This window comes from Achromobacter sp. Marseille-Q0513 (genome assembly GCF_018195695.1).
In the GTDB taxonomy this organism is placed as follows: domain Bacteria; phylum Pseudomonadota; class Gammaproteobacteria; order Burkholderiales; family Burkholderiaceae_B; genus Achromobacter.
Map to the genome: position 1 here is coordinate 25,670 of NZ_JAGTJY010000023.1, position 20,822 is coordinate 46,491.

The 20,822-nt window shown below is 66.6% G+C and carries 17 protein-coding genes; 5 read left to right on the forward strand and 12 right to left on the reverse strand.

The window, feature by feature from the left end; genetic code table 11:
• Positions 1-6: 6 nt before the first annotated feature.
• The 4 genes from glmM to KDH83_RS07610 all read right to left on the reverse strand — a co-directional run bounded on the left by glmM (position 7) and on the right by KDH83_RS07610 (position 4,968).
• Positions 7-1,350: a phosphoglucosamine mutase gene (gene glmM / locus KDH83_RS07595; protein WP_212314077.1), complete on the reverse strand. Its 1,344-nt coding sequence runs from the start codon at positions 1,348-1,350 to the stop codon at positions 7-9.
• A complete protein-coding gene (gene folP, locus KDH83_RS07600) occupies positions 1,347-2,192 on the reverse strand; it encodes a dihydropteroate synthase (RefSeq protein WP_212314079.1) in 846 nt (281 codons plus the stop codon). Before folP ends, glmM begins: the two co-directional genes overlap by 4 nt.
• A gap of 18 nt (positions 2,193-2,210) precedes the next feature.
• Complete coding sequence (gene ftsH, locus KDH83_RS07605) at positions 2,211-4,109, reverse strand: ATP-dependent zinc metalloprotease FtsH (protein ID WP_103275735.1); 1,899 nt, start codon at positions 4,107-4,109, stop codon at positions 2,211-2,213.
• Positions 4,110-4,335: 226 nt separating this feature from the next.
• The gene (locus tag KDH83_RS07610) at positions 4,336-4,968 is read right to left on the reverse strand and encodes an RlmE family RNA methyltransferase (RefSeq protein ID WP_212314081.1); all 633 of its coding nucleotides are present in this window, start codon (positions 4,966-4,968) and stop codon (positions 4,336-4,338) included.
• 18 nt (positions 4,969-4,986) lie between these two features.
• Between KDH83_RS07610 and KDH83_RS07615 the strand changes: the two genes are divergently transcribed.
• Positions 4,987-5,592 carry a YhbY family RNA-binding protein gene (locus tag KDH83_RS07615; RefSeq protein ID WP_212314083.1) on the forward strand — a complete coding sequence of 202 codons (606 nt, stop codon included), beginning with the start codon at positions 4,987-4,989 and terminating at the stop codon, positions 5,590-5,592.
• 283 nt (positions 5,593-5,875) lie between these two features.
• Here KDH83_RS07615 and greA read toward each other — a convergent pair whose 3' ends face one another.
• A complete protein-coding gene (greA, locus tag KDH83_RS07620; protein WP_103275738.1) occupies positions 5,876-6,352 on the reverse strand; it encodes a transcription elongation factor GreA in 477 nt (158 codons plus the stop codon).
• A gap of 901 nt (positions 6,353-7,253) precedes the next feature.
• On the opposite strand from greA, the gene KDH83_RS07625 reads away from it, so the two are divergent.
• On the forward strand, positions 7,254-8,876 hold the full coding sequence (locus tag KDH83_RS07625) for a methyl-accepting chemotaxis protein (protein ID WP_212314085.1): 1,623 nt from the start codon (positions 7,254-7,256) through the stop codon (positions 8,874-8,876).
• 50 nt (positions 8,877-8,926) lie between these two features.
• Here KDH83_RS07625 and KDH83_RS07630 read toward each other — a convergent pair whose 3' ends face one another.
• Entirely contained in the window at positions 8,927-10,237 is a 1,311-nt protein-coding gene (locus KDH83_RS07630; protein ID WP_212314087.1) for a solute carrier family 23 protein, read from the reverse strand.
• A gap of 315 nt (positions 10,238-10,552) precedes the next feature.
• Between KDH83_RS07630 and KDH83_RS07635 the strand changes: the two genes are divergently transcribed.
• Positions 10,553-10,975, forward strand: coding sequence for a hypothetical protein (locus tag KDH83_RS07635; RefSeq protein ID WP_212314089.1), 423 nt, complete (start codon positions 10,553-10,555; stop codon positions 10,973-10,975).
• 145 nt (positions 10,976-11,120) lie between these two features.
• Positions 11,121-11,765 (forward strand): histidine phosphatase family protein, encoded by a 645-nt coding sequence (locus tag KDH83_RS07640; protein WP_212314092.1) that lies wholly within the window; start codon positions 11,121-11,123, stop codon positions 11,763-11,765.
• Between the two features lie 19 nt (positions 11,766-11,784).
• Here the strand turns inward: KDH83_RS07640 and KDH83_RS07645 are convergent, their stop codons facing one another.
• The 4 genes from KDH83_RS07645 to carA all read right to left on the reverse strand — a co-directional run bounded on the left by KDH83_RS07645 (position 11,785) and on the right by carA (position 17,989).
• Positions 11,785-12,549 (reverse strand): SDR family oxidoreductase, encoded by a 765-nt coding sequence (locus KDH83_RS07645; protein ID WP_212314094.1) that lies wholly within the window; start codon positions 12,547-12,549, stop codon positions 11,785-11,787.
• 143 nt (positions 12,550-12,692) lie between these two features.
• Complete coding sequence (gene lpxO / locus KDH83_RS07650) at positions 12,693-13,589, reverse strand: lipid A hydroxylase LpxO (RefSeq protein WP_212314102.1); 897 nt, start codon at positions 13,587-13,589, stop codon at positions 12,693-12,695.
• Between the two features lie 49 nt (positions 13,590-13,638).
• Positions 13,639-16,881, reverse strand: coding sequence for a carbamoyl-phosphate synthase large subunit (carB, locus tag KDH83_RS07655; protein ID WP_212314105.1), 3,243 nt, complete (start codon positions 16,879-16,881; stop codon positions 13,639-13,641).
• A gap of 10 nt (positions 16,882-16,891) precedes the next feature.
• Positions 16,892-17,989: a glutamine-hydrolyzing carbamoyl-phosphate synthase small subunit gene (gene carA / locus KDH83_RS07660; protein ID WP_249204924.1), complete on the reverse strand. Its 1,098-nt coding sequence runs from the start codon at positions 17,987-17,989 to the stop codon at positions 16,892-16,894.
• 304 nt (positions 17,990-18,293) lie between these two features.
• Between carA and tal the strand changes: the two genes are divergently transcribed.
• Positions 18,294-19,247, forward strand: a complete 954-nt coding sequence (gene tal, locus KDH83_RS07665) for a transaldolase (protein WP_212314112.1) — start codon at positions 18,294-18,296, stop codon at positions 19,245-19,247.
• Between the two features lie 76 nt (positions 19,248-19,323).
• Here the strand turns inward: tal and KDH83_RS07670 are convergent, their stop codons facing one another.
• Positions 19,324-19,851, reverse strand: a complete 528-nt coding sequence (locus KDH83_RS07670; protein ID WP_212314113.1) for a carboxymuconolactone decarboxylase family protein — start codon at positions 19,849-19,851, stop codon at positions 19,324-19,326.
• Positions 19,852-19,864: 13 nt separating this feature from the next.
• Positions 19,865-20,662, reverse strand: coding sequence for an ABC transporter permease (locus KDH83_RS07675; RefSeq protein WP_212314114.1), 798 nt, complete (start codon positions 20,660-20,662; stop codon positions 19,865-19,867).
• Positions 20,663-20,822: the final 160 nt, after the last annotated feature.

Sequence of the window (20,822 nt, forward strand, 5' to 3'; positions counted from 1 at the left end):
GCGGAATCACCCCAGGCTGGCCGCGAGCTTCTCGGCGCTGGACACGGCCAGCGCCTCGTCTTCGGCTTCCACCATCAGGCGCAGCTTGGGTTCGGTGCCCGAGGCGCGGATCAGGATCCGGCCACGGCCCGCAAGCTCGGCCTCGACCGCCTGGCGCGCGGCCGACAGGCCGGCATGGGTCTTCCAGTCCTGACCCGGCGCCAGCGGCACGTTGATCATCTTCTGCGGATACATGCGCAGCTCGCCCAGCCATTCGGACATGGTGGCCTGGTTGCGGCGCAGCGCGGTCAGCACCTGCAGGGCGGCGATGATGCCGTCGCCCGTTGTATGGCAGTCCAGGCACAGCAGGTGGCCGGAGCTTTCGCCGCCATAGAGCCAGCCGCGGTTCTGCATCTGCTCCAGCACGTAGCGGTCGCCCACGTTGGCGCGCTCGAAGCCCACGCCCAGGCGCTGCATCTCGCGCTCGAAACCGAAGTTCGTCATCAGCGTGCCGACCACGCCGTCGACCTTGCCGCGCTGCATGCGCTCGCGCACGATGGCGTACAGCAGTTCGTCGCCGTTATAGATGCGGCCGTCGCCGTCGACCATCTGCAGGCGGTCGGCGTCGCCGTCCAGCGCGATGCCGACCTGGGCGCCACGGGCCTGTACCTCGCGCGCCAGCAGCTCGGGATGCAGCGCGCCCACGCCCTTGTTGATGTTGAAGCCATCCGGATGCACGCCGATGGCGTGCACCTCGGCGCCCAGCTCGCGGAACACGTGCGGCGCGATGTTGTAGGCGGCGCCGTGGGCGGCGTCGACCACGATGGACATGCCGTTCAGGTCCAGGTCGTTGGGGAAGGTGCTCTTGCAGAATTCGATGTAGCGGCCCTGCGCGTCCGACATGCGGCGGGCGCGGCCCAGCCCCTCGGACCCGACACAGCCCAGCGGCTCGTCCAGCGCGGCCTCGATATCGGCCTCGATATCGTCGGCCAGCTTCATGCCCTGCGCCGAGAAGAACTTGATGCCGTTGTCCTGGTAGGGATTGTGCGAGGCGCTGATGACGATGCCCGCCACGAGGCGCAGCGCGCGGGTCAGGTAGGCCACGGCCGGCGTCGGGATGGGGCCGGCCAGCAGCACGTCGATGCCCGCCGCCGACAGGCCGGCTTCCAGCGCGGATTCCAGCATGTAGCCCGAGATGCGGGTGTCCTTGCCGATGACGACCTGCGGGCGGCTGCCGCCGCGCACCGCGTGCTCACGGGCCAGCACGCGCCCGGCGGCGTAGCCCAGGCGCAGCGCGAATTCGGCGTTGATCACCGGGCCGCCGACTTCGCCGCGAACCCCGTCGGTACCAAAATACTTGCGTCGAATCATGAACAAATTGCTCCTTGTTCGGCCGCCTGCCAGACCTTCAGCGCGTCGACCGTGGCGGCCACATCGTGCACCCGCACGATGGACGCGCCACGCGCCACGCAGGCCAGGGCGGCGGCGATGCTGCCGGGCAGCCTGTCGTCGACGGGCCGGCCGGTGGCCTGCCCGATCATGTTCTTGCGCGACAGGCCGATCAGCAGCGGATAGCCGGAGCTGCGCAGGCTGGACAGCCGGCGCAGCAATTGGAAGTTCTGGTCCGCCGTCTTGCCGAAGCCGAAGCCCGGATCCAGCACGATGCGGCGGGGGTCCACCCAGGCGGCGCGCAGCTTCTGCGCGCGCGATCCCAGGAACAGGCCGATCTCACCGATCAGGTCGGTGTACTCGGGCGGGCTGGCCTGCATGGTGCGCGGCTCGCCCTTCATGTGCATCACGCACAGCCCGCAGCGCGACTGCGCCACCGCCTCGACGGCGCCGGGCTGCCTGAAGCCGTAGATGTCGTTGATCATGTCGGCGCCGGCATCCAGCACGGCGCGCATGACTTCGGGCTTGAAGGTATCGATCGACAGGGGCACGCCGCAATCGCGCAGCGCCTCGATCACCGGCAGCAGGCGTGCCTGCTCGTCGGCGGCCGAGACGGGCTCGGCGCCGGGGCGGGTGGATTCCCCGCCCAGGTCCAGAATGTGCGCGCCTTCGGCGATCAGGCTGCGCGCGTGCGCCACTGCGGAGTCGGTGTCGTCATGCCGGCCGCCATCGGAAAAGGAATCCGGCGTGACATTGACGATACCCATGACAAGCGGGCGCTCGAGATCGAACTCGAAGCGCCCGCAAAGAAAGTTATTCGCCATGACTCAGTATGGCAAACCTCAGACGGCGGCTGCCGTGTTGCCGCCGGCGGCCAGCCCGGTGGGCGGCGTGTCGGAGGTGTCGGACGGGCCTTGCGGCGTCTTCGGGGGACGCGGCGGGCGGCCCTCGATGATGTCGTTGATCTGGTCGGCGTCGATGGTTTCCCATTCGAGCAGCGCCGAGGTCATCACTTCGACCTTGTCGCGGTTGTCTTCCAGGATCTTGCGCGCGACGCTGTATTGCTCGTCGATGATGCGGCGGATCTCGGTGTCCACCTTCTGCATGGTGGCTTCGGACATGTGCGTGGTCTTGGTGACGCTGCGGCCCAGGAACACTTCGCCTTCGTTCTCGGCATAGACCATGGGGCCCAGCTCGTCGGTCATGCCGTAGCGCGTGACGATGTCGCGGGCGATGGCGGTGGCGCGTTCGAAGTCGTTCGAGGCGCCCGTCGTCATCTGGTCCATGAAGATTTCTTCGGCGATGCGGCCGCCGAACAGCACGGCGATGGTGGACAGCAGGCGGCCCTTGTCCATGCTGTAGCGGTCGGTCTCAGGCAGCTGCATGGTCACGCCCAGCGCGCGGCCGCGCGGGATGATGGTGACCTTGTGGACCGGGTCGGTCTTGGGCAGCAGGCGAGCGACGATCGCGTGGCCGGACTCGTGGTACGCGGTGTTCTTGCGTTCCTCTTCGGGCATCACGATGGAGCGGCGTTCCGCGCCCATGATGATCTTGTCCTTGGCCTTTTCGAAGTCGGACATGTCGACCGTGCGGCCATTGCGTCGGGCGGCGAACAGGGCGGCTTCGTTGACCAGGTTGGCCAGGTCGGCGCCGGAGAAGCCCGGGGTGCCGCGCGCCAGGACGGTCGCGTCCACGTTCGGCGACAGCGGAACCTTGCGCATGTGGACCTTCAGGATCTGCTCGCGGCCGCGGATATCGGGCAGCGGCACCACGACCTGGCGGTCGAAGCGGCCCGGACGCAGCAGCGCCGGGTCGAGCACGTCGGGACGGTTGGTCGCGGCGATCACGATGACGCCCTGGCCCGACTCGAAGCCGTCCATCTCGACCAGCATCTGGTTCAGGGTCTGTTCGCGTTCGTCGTTGCCGCCGCCCAGGCCGGCGCCACGCTGGCGGCCGACCGCATCGATTTCGTCGATGAAGATGATGCAGGGCGCGTGCTTCTTGGCGTTCTCGAACATGTCGCGCACGCGGGCCGCGCCCACGCCGACGAACATTTCAACGAAGTCGGAACCCGAGATGCTGAAGAAAGGCACCTTGGCTTCGCCGGCGATGGCCTTGGCCAGCAGCGTCTTGCCGGTGCCGGGCGAGCCGACCATCAGCACGCCGCGCGGAATGCGACCGCCCAGCTTCTGGAACTTGCTCGGGTCGCGCAGGAAGTCGACCAGTTCCTGGACGTCTTCCTTGGCTTCATCGCAGCCGGCCACGTCCACGAAGGTGATCTGGTTGGTGTTCTCGTCGAGCATGCGGGCGCGCGACTTGCCGAAGCTGAACGCGCCGCCGCGACCGCCGCCCTGCATCTGGCGCATGAAGAACACCCAGACGCCGATCAGGAGCAGCATGGGGAACCAGGACACGAAGATGCTCATCAGCAGCGACTGCTCTTCGCGCGGCTTGCCCGACACCTGCACGCCGTACTTCAGCAGGTCGGAGACCATCCAGAGGTCGCCGGGCGAGGTCAGCGTGTAGGCGCGGCCGGCGTCCGGGGTGACGTACAGCACGTCGCCGCCAGGACCGCCCTGCACGTCCACCTTGCGGATGCGTCCCGCCTTGGCGTCGTCCATGAACTGCGTGTAGGTCACGCCGTCCTGGGTCTGGGCGCGTCCGTCAAACTGCTTGAAGACGGTGAACAGCACAAGGGCTATCACCATCCAGACAGCGACTTTCGAAAATGAGTTGTTCAAGGTCGATCTCCTGCTTTCGATTCCGACCGGCGACTGCGCACCCGCGTATGGCACAGTCACAAGTATGTCAATAGCCCATTCTACCCTGTCGGACTGCGTTGCGTCCTGGGAGGCCTGGGAGCCGTGGCGTTACGTCTGATTCGAGGTTTTTCCGGTCGCTGTCTCGCTGGCCAGTCCAGGGGCTGGCCGTGGTTTTGTGGCGCCGGAGCGCCAGGCTCCGGCAGGGCTACTTCAGATCACGGGCGACCAGAAAGGTTTCCGAGGACTTGTCCCGGGATGCCTTCGGCTTGCGCTCGACCACCCGCTTGAAGCGCTGCTTGAAGGACTGCACGATCTGCGAAAAGCCGCTGCCGTGGAAAGCCTTGACGATCAGCACCCCGTTGGGCTTGAGGTGGGCGCAGGAAAACTCCATCGCCAGCTCGCAGACATGCTGGATGCGCGCGGCGTCCGCGATGCCTACCCCGGACAAGTTGGGGGCCATGTCGGAAATAACAAGATCCACGGCGCGGGATCCCACCATTTCCTCCAATTGTTTCAGGACTTCGTCGTCGCGGAAGTCGCCCTGGATGAATTCCACCCCCGCCACGGGTTCCATGGGCAGGATGTCCAGGGCGATGATGCGCCCGTCCACGATCCCGCCCGGCCCCGCCAGGCGCTCGCGCGCAACCTGGGACCAGCTGCCGGGCGCCGAGCCCAGGTCGACCACCAGGTCGCCGCGGCGCATCAGCTTTTCGGTGTCCAGGATCTCTATGAGCTTGAACGCCGCCCGGGCCCGATAGCCCTTCTGTTGCGCCAGCTTCACATAGGGATCGTTGATGTGCTGGTGAATCCAGTCTTTGGAGAATTTATTTTTGGCCATTACCGTACAATTCCACGCATGCCTATATTAGAACTTACCTCTCGCGAGCGCAGCGACCTTCGGTCCGCCGCTCACCCCCTGCGCCCCGTCGTCCTGATCGGCGACAACGGCCTGACCGAGGCCGTGCTCAAGGAAATCGACCGGGCCCTGACTTCCCATGGCCTGATCAAGGTCCGCGCCGGCGGTGACGATCGCGAGGCGCGCGAGGCCATGCTGTCGGAAATCTGCGACAAGCTGTCCTGCGCCCCGGTACATCACCTGGGCAAGACGCTGATCCTGTTCCGCCAGCTGCCGGGCAACGTCAAGCCCGCCGCGCTGGCAGCCCTGGAGCCCGAGCGCCCCGCCAAGCGCCGCGCCTCCGAGCCGCATACGCCCAAGAAGCTCGCCGCCGAAGGCAAGACGCTGTCCAAGCGCCCGTCGCGCCGGACCGACCCGGACGAAGCCCCGGCCAAGCCGGCGCGCGTCCCGGCCAGCGAGCTCAACAAGAACGGCAAGCCCATGCGCCCGAGCAATCGCAAGGCCTCTGGCAGCGCCCATGCGATTCCGCGCCGCGCCGGCAGTGCGCTCAGCCTGCGCGCCGGAGCCCGCAGCGGCACCAGCCGGCGTTCGTCGTCCAAGCGCTGAGTCCCGAACAAGCAAAATCATCCGGCGCAGCGCCTGTTCGCGCCAGGACTGCCCCCGCAAGGGGGCTTTTTTTCGTCTCGGGACCGGCCCGCGACGAAGTGACCCTGGGGCGCCGCGCCATCCATCACCAGGATCTGGCCCGATGCGGAACCCGCGGCAACAAAAACGGGCGCATTACGCGCCCGATCCACCATAAGCGGTCCGCATGTTATCGCGGATTGCCGATGAACGTGAAGTTCAACCTATGGTGTTTTGATGGTCTACAGCTAAATGGGCAGCTGCGTCAGATGTAACGCACGCCCAGGACTTCATACTCGCGCACGCCGGCCGGGGCCAGGACCTCGACGACGTCGCCTTCGCTCTTGCCGATCAGCGCGCGGGCCACGGGGCTCGACACGGAGATCAGATTCGACTTGATGTCGGCTTCCACGTCGCCGACGATCTGGTAGGTCAGGCGGTCGCCCGAATCCAGGTCTTCGATATCGACGGTGGCGCCAAATACCGCCCGGCCTTCCGCGTCCAGCGAGGACGGGTCGATCAGGTGGGCGTTGGACAGCGTGCCTTCAAGCTCGGCAATGCGGCCCTCGATAAAGCCCTGACGCTCGCGCGCGGCGTCGTATTCGGCATTTTCCGACAGATCGCCTTGCGCACGCGCTTCAGCGATGGCGTTGATAACGGCAGGACGTTCCACGGTTTTCAGCCGCTGGAGCTCTTCTTGCAAGCGCTCGGCCCCGCGCACGGTCAAAGGAATGGCAGACATGTCGTTTCCCAAACAAAAGTAGAAAACGCCCCCGACGGAGCGTTCTCGGTGTGAAGGCCGTAGGCCTGTCTCTCGCGCCGCCGTTGCTGCGTGGCGACTGTTGCGGGACGGCGGGATCAGGGAAGGCGCAAGGCTGAACCCGATCGGTTTCCCCTTTGCCCGCTCTGATCGGCCGGCCGGCGAGGCGGCGGGCTGCGACCAAAACAAAACCCCGGCTCGGGTCGGAACCGGGGCAATCAAGGTCATATTGTGGTCAAAGTTCGGACGAATTGCAAGCCGCCGGGAAAACCGTCGTTTTCCGCGCATTTCGCCGCCGTAACCCGCGAGAAAACGTCGTTTCCACGCAAGAAACCGCCAGATGCGGGCTGCGCCATGCTGATGGCCGCCAAGATCTTTCCAGGCTTTGCGCGAGTTTTCCGCTCCACCTGCGCCCACCCGCTCCCAATGCGGCGCTCGGCGCCGGCTGTTATTTCAGGATGATGGCGCCCGCCTGCGCGCCGCTTTCGAGCGGCCGCGCAGTCCCAGCGTCTTCACCCGCTGTTTATTGCGCATAAATCGTTCGTTGCATAAAAGATACTGCCCAATATCGACACGGTTTTTGATAGCCGCGCGTGTGTAAAAAATCGTAGTCAAAATGGCCAAAGAAGGTATAACCGGAAAGTTGCCTTATTAATGAACAATTAAAAACAACCGGTATTTCAACCGGCGCTTCTCTTTATTACTAAAAGGGGGTCGCGGAGTTTCTCCCAAAAACTCACCGCGAGAACGATCGATTGTGCGTGTTGCAGTCTGGCGGATGCATCGCAGTCATTCGGCGCGACATCCGCCTCCCATGGCGCTGTCCGGGCGGGGGACTTTCCCGGAGCGCGATGGGTCGCGTTCAAGACCGAGGAGCTCTCTCATGCTGGAAAAACTGAAAGTCCGTACCGGAATGCTGCTGGTGCTGTCCTGCTTCGTTATTGCCCTGGCGCTCGCTTGCGGCCTGGGCTGGATTAATGCCCAGCGCAGCGTCGTTGAAATAGAAGACCTGAATAATGTCGCCGTGCATCAGGTCGATCCGTTATATGAAGCAAACGGCGCCTTGCTGCGCACCCGCCTGGCCCTGGATGCAGGCATATCCGAGCTGCAATCCGGTTCCGCGGATCAAGCGGCGACATTCCTCCAGGCCGCCAACAGCCAATTGCAAATGGCGCGCGAACGCTACGCCCGGTATATGGCCGTGCCCAAGAGCGAGCGCGGGCAGCAGCTGGCGCAAACGCTGCAGGCCCGCTTCACCGAATACAGCGCCGCCCTGGATGCGCAGTATGCCGCGCTGAAGGAAAACGCCGCTCCCCGCTACCAGGCGGGGCAAGGCAAGCTGCGTCAGATCGATGAAGGTTTCACGAAGGACATGCAGGCCTTCCTGAGCCGGGTGGCAGAACGCAGCGATGCGGTGCTCGACAGCTCGCAGCGGACCTACGCCTCGGCCCGGATTTCGGCCGTCGCCCTGCTCTCCACGGCCCTGCTGCTGGCCGCACTGTGCTGGGCCTTCATCCGTCGCGGCGTGCTGCTGCCGCTGCGGGAAGCCGGCATGCACTTCGACCGCATCGCGGGCGGCGACCTGACCAGCCGGGTGGAAACCCGCTCCAACAATGAAATCGGCGCCCTGTTCGCAGCGCTCAAGCGCATGCAGGAAGGCCTGACCCGCACCGTTTCCACGGTGCGCCAGGGCGTGGACGAGATCAACATCGGCTCCGCCGAGATCGCCGCCGGCAACGCCAACCTGTCCAGCCGCACGGAAGAACAGGCCGCCGCGCTGGAGCAGACCGCCGCCACCATGGAGCAGTTGGCAGCCACGGTCAAGCAGAACGCCGAGAACGCCGCCCAGGCCAACCAGCTCGCGGCCGTCAGCATGGAAGTGGCGCAGCGCGGCGGGCAGACCGTGGGCCAGGTGGTCCAGACCATGCAGGGCATTTCGGACAGCTCGAAACGCATCGCCGACATCGTCTCGGTCATCGACGGCATCGCCTTCCAGACCAATATCCTGGCCCTGAACGCAGCCGTGGAAGCCGCGCGCGCCGGCGAACAGGGCAAGGGTTTCGCGGTCGTCGCCGGCGAGGTCCGCACGCTGGCCCAGCGCGCGGCGCAGGCGGCCAAGGAAATCAAGACCTTGATCGAAACCTCGGTGGACACCGTGACGTCGGGCTCGGCGCACGTCACGGCCGCCGGCCAGACCATGCAGGAAATCGTGACCTCGGTGCAGCGCGTGGCCGACATCATGGGCGAAATCTCGGCGGCCTCGGCCGAACAGGCCGGCGGCATCGACCAGATCACCCTGGCGGTATCGCAGATGGACGAGGTGACGCAGCAGAACGCCGCGCTGGTGGAAGAGGCCTCGGCCGCCGCCTCGGCCATGGAGGAACAGGCCCGCAAGCTGGCGGAGGCCACGGCGGTGTTCAAGACCCAGTCGGGCCAGGTGATCGAGGCCGAACCGGCCGCCGTGCTGGCCCATGGCGCCCGGGCAACGCGCCTGTCGCGCTCCTGAGCCGGGCGGGCCTGATCGGGCCGGGCGACGCATGCCCGGCCCGGCGGGCCTTATTTCCTGCGGCGCAGCAAGGCGTAAAGGATGATGGCGCCGAAGGTGGCGGTGCCGATGCCGCCCAGCGTGAAATTACCCAGCTTGACGGTGAAATCACCCGCGCCCAGCACCAGCGTGACCGCGGCCACGATCAGGTTGCGGTTGTCGCTGAAATCGACCTGGTTCACCACCCAGATGCGGGCGCCGGCCACGGCGATCAGGCCGAACACCACGACCGACATGCCGCCCAGCACGGGCGCCGGGATGGTCTGGATCAGGGCGCCGAACTTGGGCGAGAAACCCAGCACGATGGCGATCAGTGCCGCCACCACGAAGACCAGGGTGGAATAGATGCGGGTCACGGCCATCACGCCGATGTTCTCGGCATAGGTGGTGACGCCGGTGCCGCCCACCGCGCCCGACACCATGGTGGCCACGCCGTCGCCGACGAAGGCGCGGCCCAGGTAGCGGTCCAGGTCCTGGCCCGTCATGGCGCTGACCGCCTTGACGTGGCCCAGGTTCTCGGCGACCAGGATGATGGCGACCGGCACGATCAGGCCCATGGCCTCGGCCTTGAACACCGGCGCCGCGAAATGAGGCAGGCCGAACCAGGCCGCCGCCGCCACGCCCGCAAAGTCGACCGGCTTGCCCAGGCCCAGGACATTGGCGCAGATCACGTACACCACGCAGGCCAGGATCAGGCCCACCAGGATCAGCAGTCGCTGCACCATGCCGCGCGTATACACGGCGATGCCGCCCACGCACAGGACGGTGACGATGGCCATGGCGGTGTCGAAGCCCGACTGCCCCATCGCGCCCTTGGCCGCGATGGGCGCCAGGTTCAGGCCGATCACGGCCACCACGGCCCCGGTCACGACAGGCGGCATCAGCGTGTCGATCCAGCCCGCCCCGCCGCCGGCGCGCGCATTGACGGCCCAGACGATCAGGCCGATCAGGGTATAGGCCAGGCCGCAGGCGATGATGGCGCCCAGCGCCACGCCAATATTGGCGTTGGCGCCGCCGCCCGCGTAGCCGGTGACGGCGATGACGCCGCCGATGAAGGCGAAGCTGGATCCCAGGTAGCTCGGCACCCGGCCGCCCACGAACAGGAAGAAGATCAGCGTGCCAATGCCCGACATCAGGATGGCGACGTTCGGATCGAACCCCATCAGCAGCGGCGCCAGCACCGTGGAGCCGAACATGGCGACCACGTGCTGCGCGCCCATGGCCACGTTCTTGGGCCAGGACAGCCTTTCGTCGGGCGCGATGATGACGCCGGGCTCGGCGTCGTCCGCCAGGCGCCAGCGCGGAAAGTACGATTTGGACATGGATTCCCCAGGATGTTGTCGGGTCGATGGGCCCGGACGGCGCCCGCTAGCCTTGCGCCCGCTCCGTTGAGGCAAGCGGCGGGCGGGCGCCAGTGTAAAGGCCCGCAGGAACCCCCTGCAATATTTAAGTCCCGCCATAAGACATGTAACGCGAGCACCCAGCGGGACGCCACGGATCCGGCTCCGCCGGTCCGTAGGCGTGCCCCCTTGAGGGGGAGGCGCGCAAGCGCCTCGGGGGTGGGCCTTAATTTCAGCGCCAGAATGCCGTACTTGTCAGGACCTACCCCAGAAAATCACCAACAACGCGGGACTATCATGGCCATCAACCCTATCGGCAGCACCTCGAATAACGCCATGTTCGACCTCTGGAACCAGAAAATCCGGGCGAACAGGGAGGAAAAGAGCGCAGACGGCTCGGATCCGGTCAGCATCTCGGCGGACGGCAAACTGCGCCTGAACGGCGAGCAAAGCGGCCTGTCCGCCTCGAACAAGAAGGCCGAAGAGGCCGCGGACCTCGAGCCCAAGGAAGACGACGACATCTACACCCGCCAGATCAAGCAGTTGCTGCGCCAGCTGAGCAAGGTCATGGAGCAGATCCGCAAGATCGAGGCCAGCAGCATGTCGCCGGAACAGAAGTCGCAACAGCTGCAGTCCCTGAACTCGCAGGCCACGCAGATCATGGGCCAGATCCAGAAGGTCCTGGTTGCGAAGGCCAAGGCGGCCAAGGCGGCCGGCTAGGCCGAGCAGATGAAGACCGCCGAGCGACGCATGCGCCCGGCGCAGAGCTTGGTCAACGGGTGCGCGAGCGGCAGCCCCGGTTAGCGCGACGCCGCGCGTCGCGTTAAGCTCCCGGGATCCCTTCCCCTACCGCTACGTACCCCGCATGACTGAAATCTGGTTCACCCGCCACGGCGAACCCGACGGGAACCGCCAGCGCCGCCTGCAAGGCTGGCAAGACATTCCGCTGAACGAGGCCGGCCGGCAGCAGGCCGCGCAACTGGCCGCGCGCATGCGCGACGAGGCCGTCCAGACGCGCTTCGACGCCCTCTACAGCAGCGACCTGCAGCGCGCCCGCGATACCGCCCAGCCCGTGGCCGAACAGCTGGACCTGCGCATCCGCACCGAGCCCGGCATCCGCGAACGCGGCTTCGGCGTGCTGGAAGGGCTGGACCTGGAACACATCGACACGCTGGCCCCGGCGGCGGCGGCCTCCTGGAAGAGCCGCGATCCGCTGCGCCCGCTGGATGGCGGCGAGACGCTGGGCCAGTTCCAGTCGCGCGTGATTTCCACGGTGGACGACATTGCCGGACGCCACGGCGGCGAGCGCATCATGCTGTTCACGCACGGCGGCGTGCTGGACATCGTCTGGCGCCACGCTAGCGGCGTGCCGCTCAACGCCCCGCGCGACGCGTCGATGCTGAACGTCAGCATCAACCGCGTCGGCGTGAGCGGTCGCGAATGGCAGGTACTGGATTGGGGCGACGTCAGCCACGTGAGCGGCGAGACGCGCAACGACGTGGTGCGCTAAACACCCCCGGCGGGCGGAATCAGCCCGCCTTGCGCGGCTTGCGCGGCGCGTTGCGCGCCAGCCTGTCATAGACCGCATTGGGCAACAGGCGCATCAGCCGCGCCGCCACGCCCATCTGCCACGGGATCACCCGGTACGACACGCCGCGCTCGATGGCGGCATGGGCGCGCCGGGCGAAATCCCCGGCCTCCATCAGGAATGGCATCGAATAGGGGTTGTGCGCCGTCATCGCGGTCTTGATGTAGCCCGGCGCAATGGTCACAACCCGGATCCCGTCTCCCGCCAGTTCCAGCCTCAGGCTTTCGCAATAGGTCGTCACCGCCGACTTGGACGCGCTGTAGGCGCCCGCGCCCGGCAGCCCGCGCACGCCGGCCACGCTGGAAATCCCCACCAGCCGCCCGCCGCCGGCGTTGCGCATCGCGCCGACGAAAGGCTCGAAGGTCGCCACGGTGGCCAGCAGGTTGGTGTCGACGATGGCCTTGAACACGTCATAGTCCTCGCCATGCTCGGTCAAGGTGCCCGCGCTGATGCCGGCGCTGGCGATCACCACGTCCACCCGTCCCTGGCAGAAGGCGATGAAATCCGTGGCGGCCGCATGCAGGGCCTGACGGTCGCGCACGTCCACCGCATAGCAGCGGTGCTGTCCGGGCAGGCTGGCGGCCAGTTCCCGCAAGGCCGCCTCGCGACGGCCCAGCAGGCCCAGGGTCGCGCCGGTCTCGGCGTAGCGCTGCGCCAACGCGCGGCCCAGGCCGCTGCTGGCGCCAGTGATGAAGACTCGGTTCATGACGGATGGAGAGATCGGAAGGTATGGGGACCGGCGGGCGGCGGGCAGAAAAAAGGCGGCGCCCCGTCACCGGAAAGCACCGCCTTCATGCTACAGCAAACCCGCCCGGAACCTGCCTGGACGGACGCTGCGCGCAGGCCGTCCTACAGGAAGATCCAGGCCAGGATGCCGCCCACCAGCAGCCACTTGGTCAGGTAGTACAGCGGCTGGCTGCGCTTCTTCAGGGCCTTGCCGACCCGGCGCACCGCGTACACGGCGCCGAAGATGCGGTTGATGCCGCCGGTCTTGTCGCCTTCCTGGTTGGGCGCGGCCGCCGCGCGCAGCAGGAAGCCGCCCACCACGCGGTTGACGGCCTGGGCCCAGCGGAAGCGCATCGGACGCTCGACGTCGGCGAACAGGATGATCCGGTTCTGATCGGTCTTGTTCTCGGCGTAGTGGATGAAGGTCTCGTCGAAGACCACGGCCTCGCCGTCGCGCCAGTAGTAGGTCTCGCCGTCGACGTTGATGTAGCAGTCGGGGCTGTTGGGCGTGATCAGGCCCATGTGGAAACGCAGCGAGCCCGCGTAGGGGTCGCGGTGGCGCGGCAGCCGGCTGCCCGGGGGCAGCGAGGCGAACATGGCGGCCTTGATGTTCGGGATGCCCTTGAGCAGCTCGGTCGTGACCGGGCACAGCGCGCTGGCCGAGGGATGGTCGGCGTCATACCACTTCAGGTAGAAGCGCTTCCAGCCGCTCTTGAAGAACGAATTGAAGCCGGCGTCGTTGTATTTGTCGGACGCCTTGATATGACCATCGCCGAACAGGCGCACGGCCTCTTCGCGGATCTCGTCGCAACGGTCCAGCAGCACCTTCAGCTCGGGAAAGTCCTTCAGGTCCAGGTACGGCTGATTCGGCACGCTGGAAAACGCGTACATGAAGCAGTTCAGCGGCGCGGTGAACGTGGAATGATCCAGCGCCTGGCGCGAGAACTTGTGCCTGACCCGGCCACGGAAATGCACGACCGTGGCGCAAACAATGAATAACGCAAGAATGAACCACTTCATCCCTACACCTCCAGAATGACTTCGGGCGTGCCGCGCACGCCCGAGAGCCTTATTTGTCCGCCAGGGACGCGTGAAGTTCCTGCAACGGGTACACCTGCAGGCCCAGGCCTTGGCGCAGGTACTGCATGCCCTCAACGGCGGCGCGGGCGCCGGCGATGGTCGTGAAGAACGTCACGCGCGCGGCCAGCGACTGCGTGCGGATGGTGCGCGAGTCGGCGATGGCGTTGCGACGCTCTTCAACGGTGTTGATGACCAGCGAGATCTCGCCGTTCTTCACCATGTCGACGATGTGCGGACGGCCTTCGGTGACCTTGTTCACCAGCTGCACCGGAATGCCGGCGGCCTCGATCTCGGCGGCCGTGCCGCGCGTGGCGACCAGCTTGAAGCCCAGGGCGTGCAGGCCGCGCGCCACTTCCACGGCGCGGGGCTTGTCCTGGTTCTTCACGCTGATGAACACCGTGCCGGATTCCGGCAGGCGCACGCCGGCGGCCAGCTGCGACTTGACGAAGGCTTCGCCGAAGCTGTTGCCCACGCCCATGACTTCGCCGGTCGACTTCATTTCCGGTCCCAGGATGGTGTCCACGCCCGGGAACTTGACGAACGGGAACACGGCTTCCTTGACCGAGAAGTAAGGCGGCACGACTTCCTTGGTGACGCCCTGGTCGGCCAGCTTGCGGCCGGCCATGGCGCGCGCGGCGATCTTGGCCAGCTGCAGGCCGGTGGCCTTGGACACGTAGGGCACCGTGCGCGAGGCGCGCGGGTTCACTTCCAGCACGTAGACGTCGCCGCCCTGGATGGCGAACTGCACGTTCATCAGGCCGTTGACGTTCAGGGCCTTGGCCATCATCGCGGTCTGGCGCTTGATCTCGGCGATCACGTCGGCCGACAGCGAATACGGCGGCAGGCTGCAGGCGGAGTCGCCCGAGTGCACGCCGGCCTGCTCGATGTGTTCCATGACGCCGCCGATGAAGACGGTCTCACCATCGGACAGGCAGTCCACGTCGACTTCGGTGGCGTTGTTCAGGAAGCGGTCCAGCAGCACCGGAGAATCGTTGCTGACCTTGACCGCTTCGCGCATGTAGCGCTCCAGGTCCTGCTGCTCGTGCACGATTTCCATCGCGCGGCCGCCCAGCACGTAGCTCGGGCGCACCACCAGCGGGTAGCCGATTTCGGCGGCGTGGGCCAGCGCTTCGTTCTCGGTGCGGGCCGTGCGGTTGGGCGGCTGGCGCAGGCCGAGCTTGTGCAGCAGCTTCTGGAAGCGCTCGCGGTCCTCGGCCACGTCGATGGACTCGGGGCTGGTGCCGATGATGGGCACGCCGTTGGCTTCCAGCGCGCGCGCCAGCTTCAGCGGGGTCTGGCCGCCATACTGGACGATCATGCCGACCGGGTTTTCCTTGTGCACGATCTCCAGCACGTCTTCCAGCGTCAGCGGCTCGAAGTACAGGCGGTCGGAGGTGTCGTAGTCGGTGGACACGGTTTCCGGGTTGCAGTTGACCATGATGGTCTCGAACCCGTCGTCGCGCAGCGCCAGCGCGGCATGCACGCAGCAGTAGTCGAACTCGATGCCCTGGCCGATGCGGTTCGGACCGCCGCCCAGCACCACGATCTTCTTGCGGTCGGTGGGCGCGGCTTCGCACTCTTCCTCGTAGGTCGAGTACATGTAGGCCGTGCGGGTGGCGAATTCGGCGGCGCAGGTGTCCACGCGCTTGTACACGGGACGCACGTTGAGCTGGTGGCGCAGCTTGCGCACCTCGGACTCGGACGAATCCAGCAGGAAGGCCAGGCGGCGGTCGGAGAAACCGCGGCGCTTCAGTTCCCACAGGGTGGCGTAGTCCAGGTCGGACAGCGTCTTCTGCTCGAGCGCCAGCTCGATGTCGACGATTTCCTTGATCTGCGACAGGAACCACGGGTCGATGTGCGTGATGTTGTGCACTTCGTCCAGCGTGAAGCCCTGGGCGAAGGCGTCGCCCACGTACCAGATGCGCTCGGGGCCGGGCTCGCCCAGCTCGACCTGCAGCTTCTCGCGGTCGGTGGTCTTCTGGTTCAGGCCGTCCACGCCGACTTCCAGCCCGCGCAGCGCCTTCTGGAACGATTCCTGGAAGGTGCGGCCGATGGCCATGACTTCGCCGACCGACTTCATCTGGGTGGTCAGGCGCGCGTCGGCGGTGGGGAATTTCTCGAACGCGAAACGCGGCACCTTGGTGACCACGTAGTCGATCGAGGGCTCGAACGAGGCGGGCGTGGCGCCGCCAGTGATTTCGTTCTTCAGCTCATCGAGCGTGTAGCCCACGGCCAGGCGCGCGGCGACCTTGGCGATGGGGAAGCCGGTGGCCTTGGAGGCCAGCGCCGACGAACGCGACACGCGCGGGTTCATCTCGATGACGATCATGCGGCCGTTCTTCGGGTTGACCGCGAACTGCACGTTTGAGCCGCCCGTGTCCACGCCGATCTCGCGCAGCACGGCGATCGACGCGTTGCGCATGATCTGGTATTCCTTGTCCGTCAGCGTCTGCGCCGGCGCCACCGTGATGGAGTCGCCGGTGTGCACGCCCATCGGATCCAGGTTCTCGATGGAGCAGACGATGATGCAGTTGTCCGCCTTGTCGCGGACCACTTCCATCTCGAATTCCTTCCAGCCCAGCAGCGATTCCTCGATCAGCAGCTCGTTGGTGGGCGAGGCTTCCAGGCCGCGACGGCAGATGGTTTCGAATTCCTCGGCGTTGTAGGCGATGCCGCCGCCCGAGCCGCCCATGGTGAAGCTGGGGCGGATCACGGCGGGGAAGCCCGAGGTGCCGACTTCCGCGGCGATGCGGCGCTGCACTTCCCAGGCCTCGTCCATGCTGTGGGCGACGCCCGACTTGGCCGATTCCAGGCCGATGTCGGTCATGGCCTGCTTGAACTTCTGGCGGTCCTCGGCCTTCTCGATAGCGTGCTCGTTGGCGCCGATCAGCTCGACGTTGTGCTTCTTCAGCACGCCGTGGTGGGCCAGGTCCAGCGCGCAGTTCAGCGCGGTCTGGCCGCCCATGGTGGGCAGCAGCGCATCGGGCTTCTCGCGCTCGATGATCTTCTCGACCGCTTGCCAGGTGATGGGCTCGATGTAGGTGACGTCGGCCGTTTCCGGGTCCGTCATGATGGTGGCCGGGTTGCTGTTCACCAGGATGGTGCGGTAGCCCTCGGCCTTGAGCGCCTTGCACGCCTGGGCGCCCGAATAGTCGAACTCGCAGGCCTGCCCGATGATGATGGGGCCGGCGCCGATGATGAGGATGCTTTTTATGTCTGTACGCTTGGGCATGATGCGATCTTTACTTTTGGCCGGCCATCAGGCTGATGAACTTGTCGAACAGCACGACAATGTCGTGCGGGCCGGGGCTGGCCTCGGGGTGGCCCTGGAAGCAGAAGGCCGGACGGTCGGTGAGCTCGAAGCCCTGCAGCGTGCCGTCGAACAGCGAGACGTGCGTGGTGCGCGCGTTGGCGGGCAGGCTGGCCGCGTCCACCGCGAAACCGTGGTTCTGGCTGGTGATGAACACGCGCTTGGACGCCAGGTCCTGCACCGGATGGTTGGCGCCGTGGTGGCCGGTCTTCATCTTGACGGTCTTGCCGCCCACCGCCAGGCCCATGATCTGGTGACCCAGGCAGATGCCGAACACCGGCAGCTTCTGGTCCAGGAACTTGCGGGTGGCTTCGATGGCGTAGTCGCAGGGCTCGGGGTCGCCGGGGCCGTTGGACAGGAACACGCCGTCGGGATTGAGCTTGAGGACTTCGTCGGCCGTGGTCTGGGCCGGCACGAGCGTGATGCGGCAGCCGCGATCGGCCAGCAGGCGCAGGATGTTGCTCTTGACGCCGAAGTCGTAGGCCACGACGTGGAAGCGCGACTGGTCGGGCGAGGTGTAGCCTTCGCCCAGTTCCCAGGTGCCCTGGGTCCAGTCGGCGCGGTCCTTGATGGACACGACGCGGGCCAGGTCCTGGCCGGCCATGCCGGGGAAGCCGCGCGCCAGCTCGACGGCGCGCTCGGCGTCGGCGCCGACGAAGATGCAGGCGCCCTGGGCGCCCTTCTCGCGCAGGATGCGCGTAAGCTTGCGGGTGTCGATGCCGGAAATGGCGACGATGCCCTGCTCGGCAAGGTACTCGGGCAGCGATTGCGTGGAACGGAAATTCGACACGCGGGCCGGACAGTCGCGGACCACCAGGCCGGAGGCGTAGACGCGGTTCGCCTCGACGTCCTCGGCGTTGACGCCGGTGTTGCCGATGTGCGGATAGGTCAGCGTGACGATCTGGCCGCTATAGCTGGGATCGGTGAGAATTTCCTGGTACCCGGTCATGGCGGTGTTGAACACCACCTCGGCGACCGTATGGCCAGGCGCACCGATCGATACGCCTCGAAAAATGGTACCGTCCGCCAGAGCCAGAATTGCAGGAGGGAAGCGGTTGAGCCCCTCGGGAAAGAGTTGCGGCAGCACAGTAAACCCCGGTTTCAGAATCTATAATTAAACCTTCGGATTATACCTTGAGCGGCCCTAATTCCCGGGAAACCGCGCCAAATAAGGCCGAAACGGGTGATTCCGGCCCGCCCGTGGGCCAATCGCCGCCCTGCCTCGCGCCAGCCCGGACCATCACGACGGTGATACGCTAGGGCCTGTTCCAGGTCGCCGCGCCCGGCAAGGGCAGCCGGCGGCCGCAATCCCCTAGCAGCGAGCCGCACCGCCCATGTCCAGCCAACTCGACGCATTGCGCCTTCACACCACCGTGGTCGCCGACACCGGGGACTTCGAAGCAATGAAGGCCTTGCGCCCCACCGACGCCACCACCAACCCGTCCCTGATACTCAAGGCCGTGCAGCAGGACGCCTACCGCCCCCTGCTGGAACGGACCGCGCGCGACCATCGCGGCGCCTCGACCGCCGAGCTGATGGACCGCCTGCTGGTGGCCTTCGGCCAGGCCATCCTGAACATCGTGCCGGGCCGCGTGTCGACCGAGGTCGACGCGCGCCTGTCCTTCGACACCCGCGCCACCGTCGAGCGCGCCCGCAGCCTGATCGCGCTGTATGAAGCGGCCGGCATCGCGCGCGAGCGCGTGCTGATCAAGATCGCCTCCACCTGGGAAGGCATCCAGGCGGCCCGCGCGCTGCAGGCCGAAGGCATCCGCTGCAACCTGACGCTGCTGTTCTCGCTGCCGCAGGCTGTCGCCTGCGCCGACGCCGGCGTGCAGCTGATCTCGCCCTTCGTGGGCCGCATCTACGACTGGCACAAGAAGGCCGCTGGCGCCGGCTGGGACGAGGCCGCCAACGCCGGCCCGAACGATCCCGGCGTGCTGTCGGTGACCCGCATCTACCGCTATTACAAGCAGTTCGGCATCGCCACCGAGATCATGGGCGCCAGCTTCCGCAACGTGGGCCAGATCCTGGCGCTGTCGGGCTGCGACCTGCTCACCATCAGCCCCGAGCTGCTGAACAAGCTGGCGGCCACCGAAGGCGACGCGCCCGCGCAGCTGCGCGCCGGCGATGGCGCGGGCCACATCGCCCGCATCGCCTCGGACGAGATCAGTTTCCGCGGCCTGCTCAACGAGGACGCCATGGCCACGGAAAAACTGTCCGAAGGCATCCGGCTGTTCGTCGCGGACGCGGTCAAGCTGGACGCGCTGATCGAAGCGCAGCGCGGCTAGGTTCCCCCGCGCAAGAGAAAGGCCGGGCGCCAGGCCCGGCCTTTTTTTCGTCCTGCCCGCGCGGCCATGCCCGCCATCAGCGGTGGTCGTGCGTATGGACCTGCAAGGCCTCCAGGAAGCGCGACACCATGTTGTAGGCAGCCACCGTGGCCGTCAGCTCAACCAGCAGCTTGTCGCTGCCCATGGCCTGGCGCGCGGCCTGGAACACGGCGTCGGGCACCTGCACCTGACGCGTCATGGCGTCGGTATAGGCCAGCACGGCGCGCTCGCGGGCGTCGAACAACGTCGAGTCCTGCCAACCGTCCAGCGCATCCAGCTGCGCCTGCGTCACGCCTTCCTTCAGCGCGATCGGCGCGTGCTGGTCAGCTTCGTAGGGCGCGCCGTTCAGCACCGCCACGCGCATGATGACCAGCTCGCGCAGGTCGCCCGGCAAGGTGCTGAGCTGGCGGATCGAGGTCAGGTAGTTGAGCCAGCCGCCGGCCACCGCCGGGCTGTGCAGCAACATCTGGTACAGATGCAGCACGCTGCCGCGCTCGGCGACGATGCGCTCGACCAGCGGCTGGGCCTCGGGATGGGACAGGTCTGCGTAGGGTATGCGCGCCATGGTCAGGCTCCGTTCAGATCTTTTCGGTTTCGCCCGACTTGGGCTGCCACTTCATCAGGCGCTTCTCGCCCAGGCCGACGATGTAATCCAGCGCCAGCGCGAACGCCGTCAGCACCACGATGCCGGCGAACACGGTGTTCACGTCGAAAGTGCCCTCGGCCTGCAGGATCAGGTAGCCCACGCCGCTGGCCGAACCCAGATACTCGCCCACCACCGCGCCCACGAAGGCCAGGCCGACGGAGGTATGCAGGCTGGAGAACACCCAGCTGGTGGCGGACGGCAGGTAAACGTGGCGCAGCAGCTGGCGGCGGCGCGCGCCCAGCATGCGCGCGTTGTCCAGCAGCGTGGGGCTGACCTCGCGCACACCCTGGTAGACGTTGAAGAACACGATGAAGAACACCAGGGTCACGGCCAGCGCCACCTTGGACCAGATGCCCAGGCCGAACCACATGCCGAAGATGGGCGCCAGGATCACGCGCGGCATCGAGTTGGCCGCCTTGATGTACGGATCCAGGATCGCGCTGGCCAGCGGCGACAGCCCCAGCCACAGCCCTGCCCCCAGGCCCGCCGCCGTGCCGATGAAGAACGCCAGCACGGTCTCGGTCAGCGTCACCCACAGGTGCGTGTAGATGTCGGCGTTGGTGACGAACCACGCCCAGATGCGACCCCACACCTTCAGCGGCTCGCCGAAGAAGAACGCAACCTTGGGATCGCGCGAGGCCAGGTGCCAGACGCCCAGGATCACGACCAGCAGCAGCAACTGCCAGAAACGCAGGCTGGCCGAACCCGGCTTGATCAGAGACTTCGACATGTCAATCTTCCGTTCTGCAATTGCGCCCCCTTTTGCCACAGACACGCCTCACGACCAGAGTAACGGCCGCCATCAAAGCCAGGCTGCCGTCAAAGCGGGGCCGCCGCGGAGCCGGCTTTGCCGGGCCGCCCGCGGCGCCCCCTGAGGGGAGGCGCCGCAG

Bases quoted from the DNA above. Each gene is read 5' to 3' on its own strand.
- greA (WP_103275738.1), bottom strand. From the start codon at position 6,352: ATGTCTGCCATTCCTTTGACCGTGCGCGGGGCCGAGCGCTTGCAAGAA.
- tal (WP_212314112.1), top strand. From the start codon at position 18,294: ATGTCCAGCCAACTCGACGCATTGCGCCTTCACACCACCGTGGTCGCC.
- KDH83_RS07675 (WP_212314114.1), bottom strand. From the start codon at position 20,662: ATGTCGAAGTCTCTGATCAAGCCGGGTTCGGCCAGCCTGCGTTTCTGG.
- KDH83_RS07610 (WP_212314081.1), bottom strand. From the start codon at position 4,968: ATGGCCAAAAATAAATTCTCCAAAGACTGGATTCACCAGCACATCAAC.
- KDH83_RS07615 (WP_212314083.1), top strand. From the start codon at position 4,987: ATGCCTATATTAGAACTTACCTCTCGCGAGCGCAGCGACCTTCGGTCC.
- folP (WP_212314079.1), bottom strand. From the start codon at position 2,192: ATGGCGAATAACTTTCTTTGCGGGCGCTTCGAGTTCGATCTCGAGCGC.
- KDH83_RS07630 (WP_212314087.1), bottom strand. From the start codon at position 10,237: ATGTCCAAATCGTACTTTCCGCGCTGGCGCCTGGCGGACGACGCCGAG.
- KDH83_RS07640 (WP_212314092.1), top strand. From the start codon at position 11,121: ATGACTGAAATCTGGTTCACCCGCCACGGCGAACCCGACGGGAACCGC.
- lpxO (WP_212314102.1), bottom strand. From the start codon at position 13,589: ATGAAGTGGTTCATTCTTGCGTTATTCATTGTTTGCGCCACGGTCGTG.
- KDH83_RS07670 (WP_212314113.1), bottom strand. From the start codon at position 19,851: ATGGCGCGCATACCCTACGCAGACCTGTCCCATCCCGAGGCCCAGCCG.
- carB (WP_212314105.1), bottom strand. From the start codon at position 16,881: ATGCCCAAGCGTACAGACATAAAAAGCATCCTCATCATCGGCGCCGGC.
- KDH83_RS07635 (WP_212314089.1), top strand. From the start codon at position 10,553: ATGGCCATCAACCCTATCGGCAGCACCTCGAATAACGCCATGTTCGAC.
- KDH83_RS07625 (WP_212314085.1), top strand. From the start codon at position 7,254: ATGCTGGAAAAACTGAAAGTCCGTACCGGAATGCTGCTGGTGCTGTCC.
- KDH83_RS07645 (WP_212314094.1), bottom strand. From the start codon at position 12,549: ATGAACCGAGTCTTCATCACTGGCGCCAGCAGCGGCCTGGGCCGCGCG.
- glmM (WP_212314077.1), bottom strand. From the start codon at position 1,350: ATGATTCGACGCAAGTATTTTGGTACCGACGGGGTTCGCGGCGAAGTC.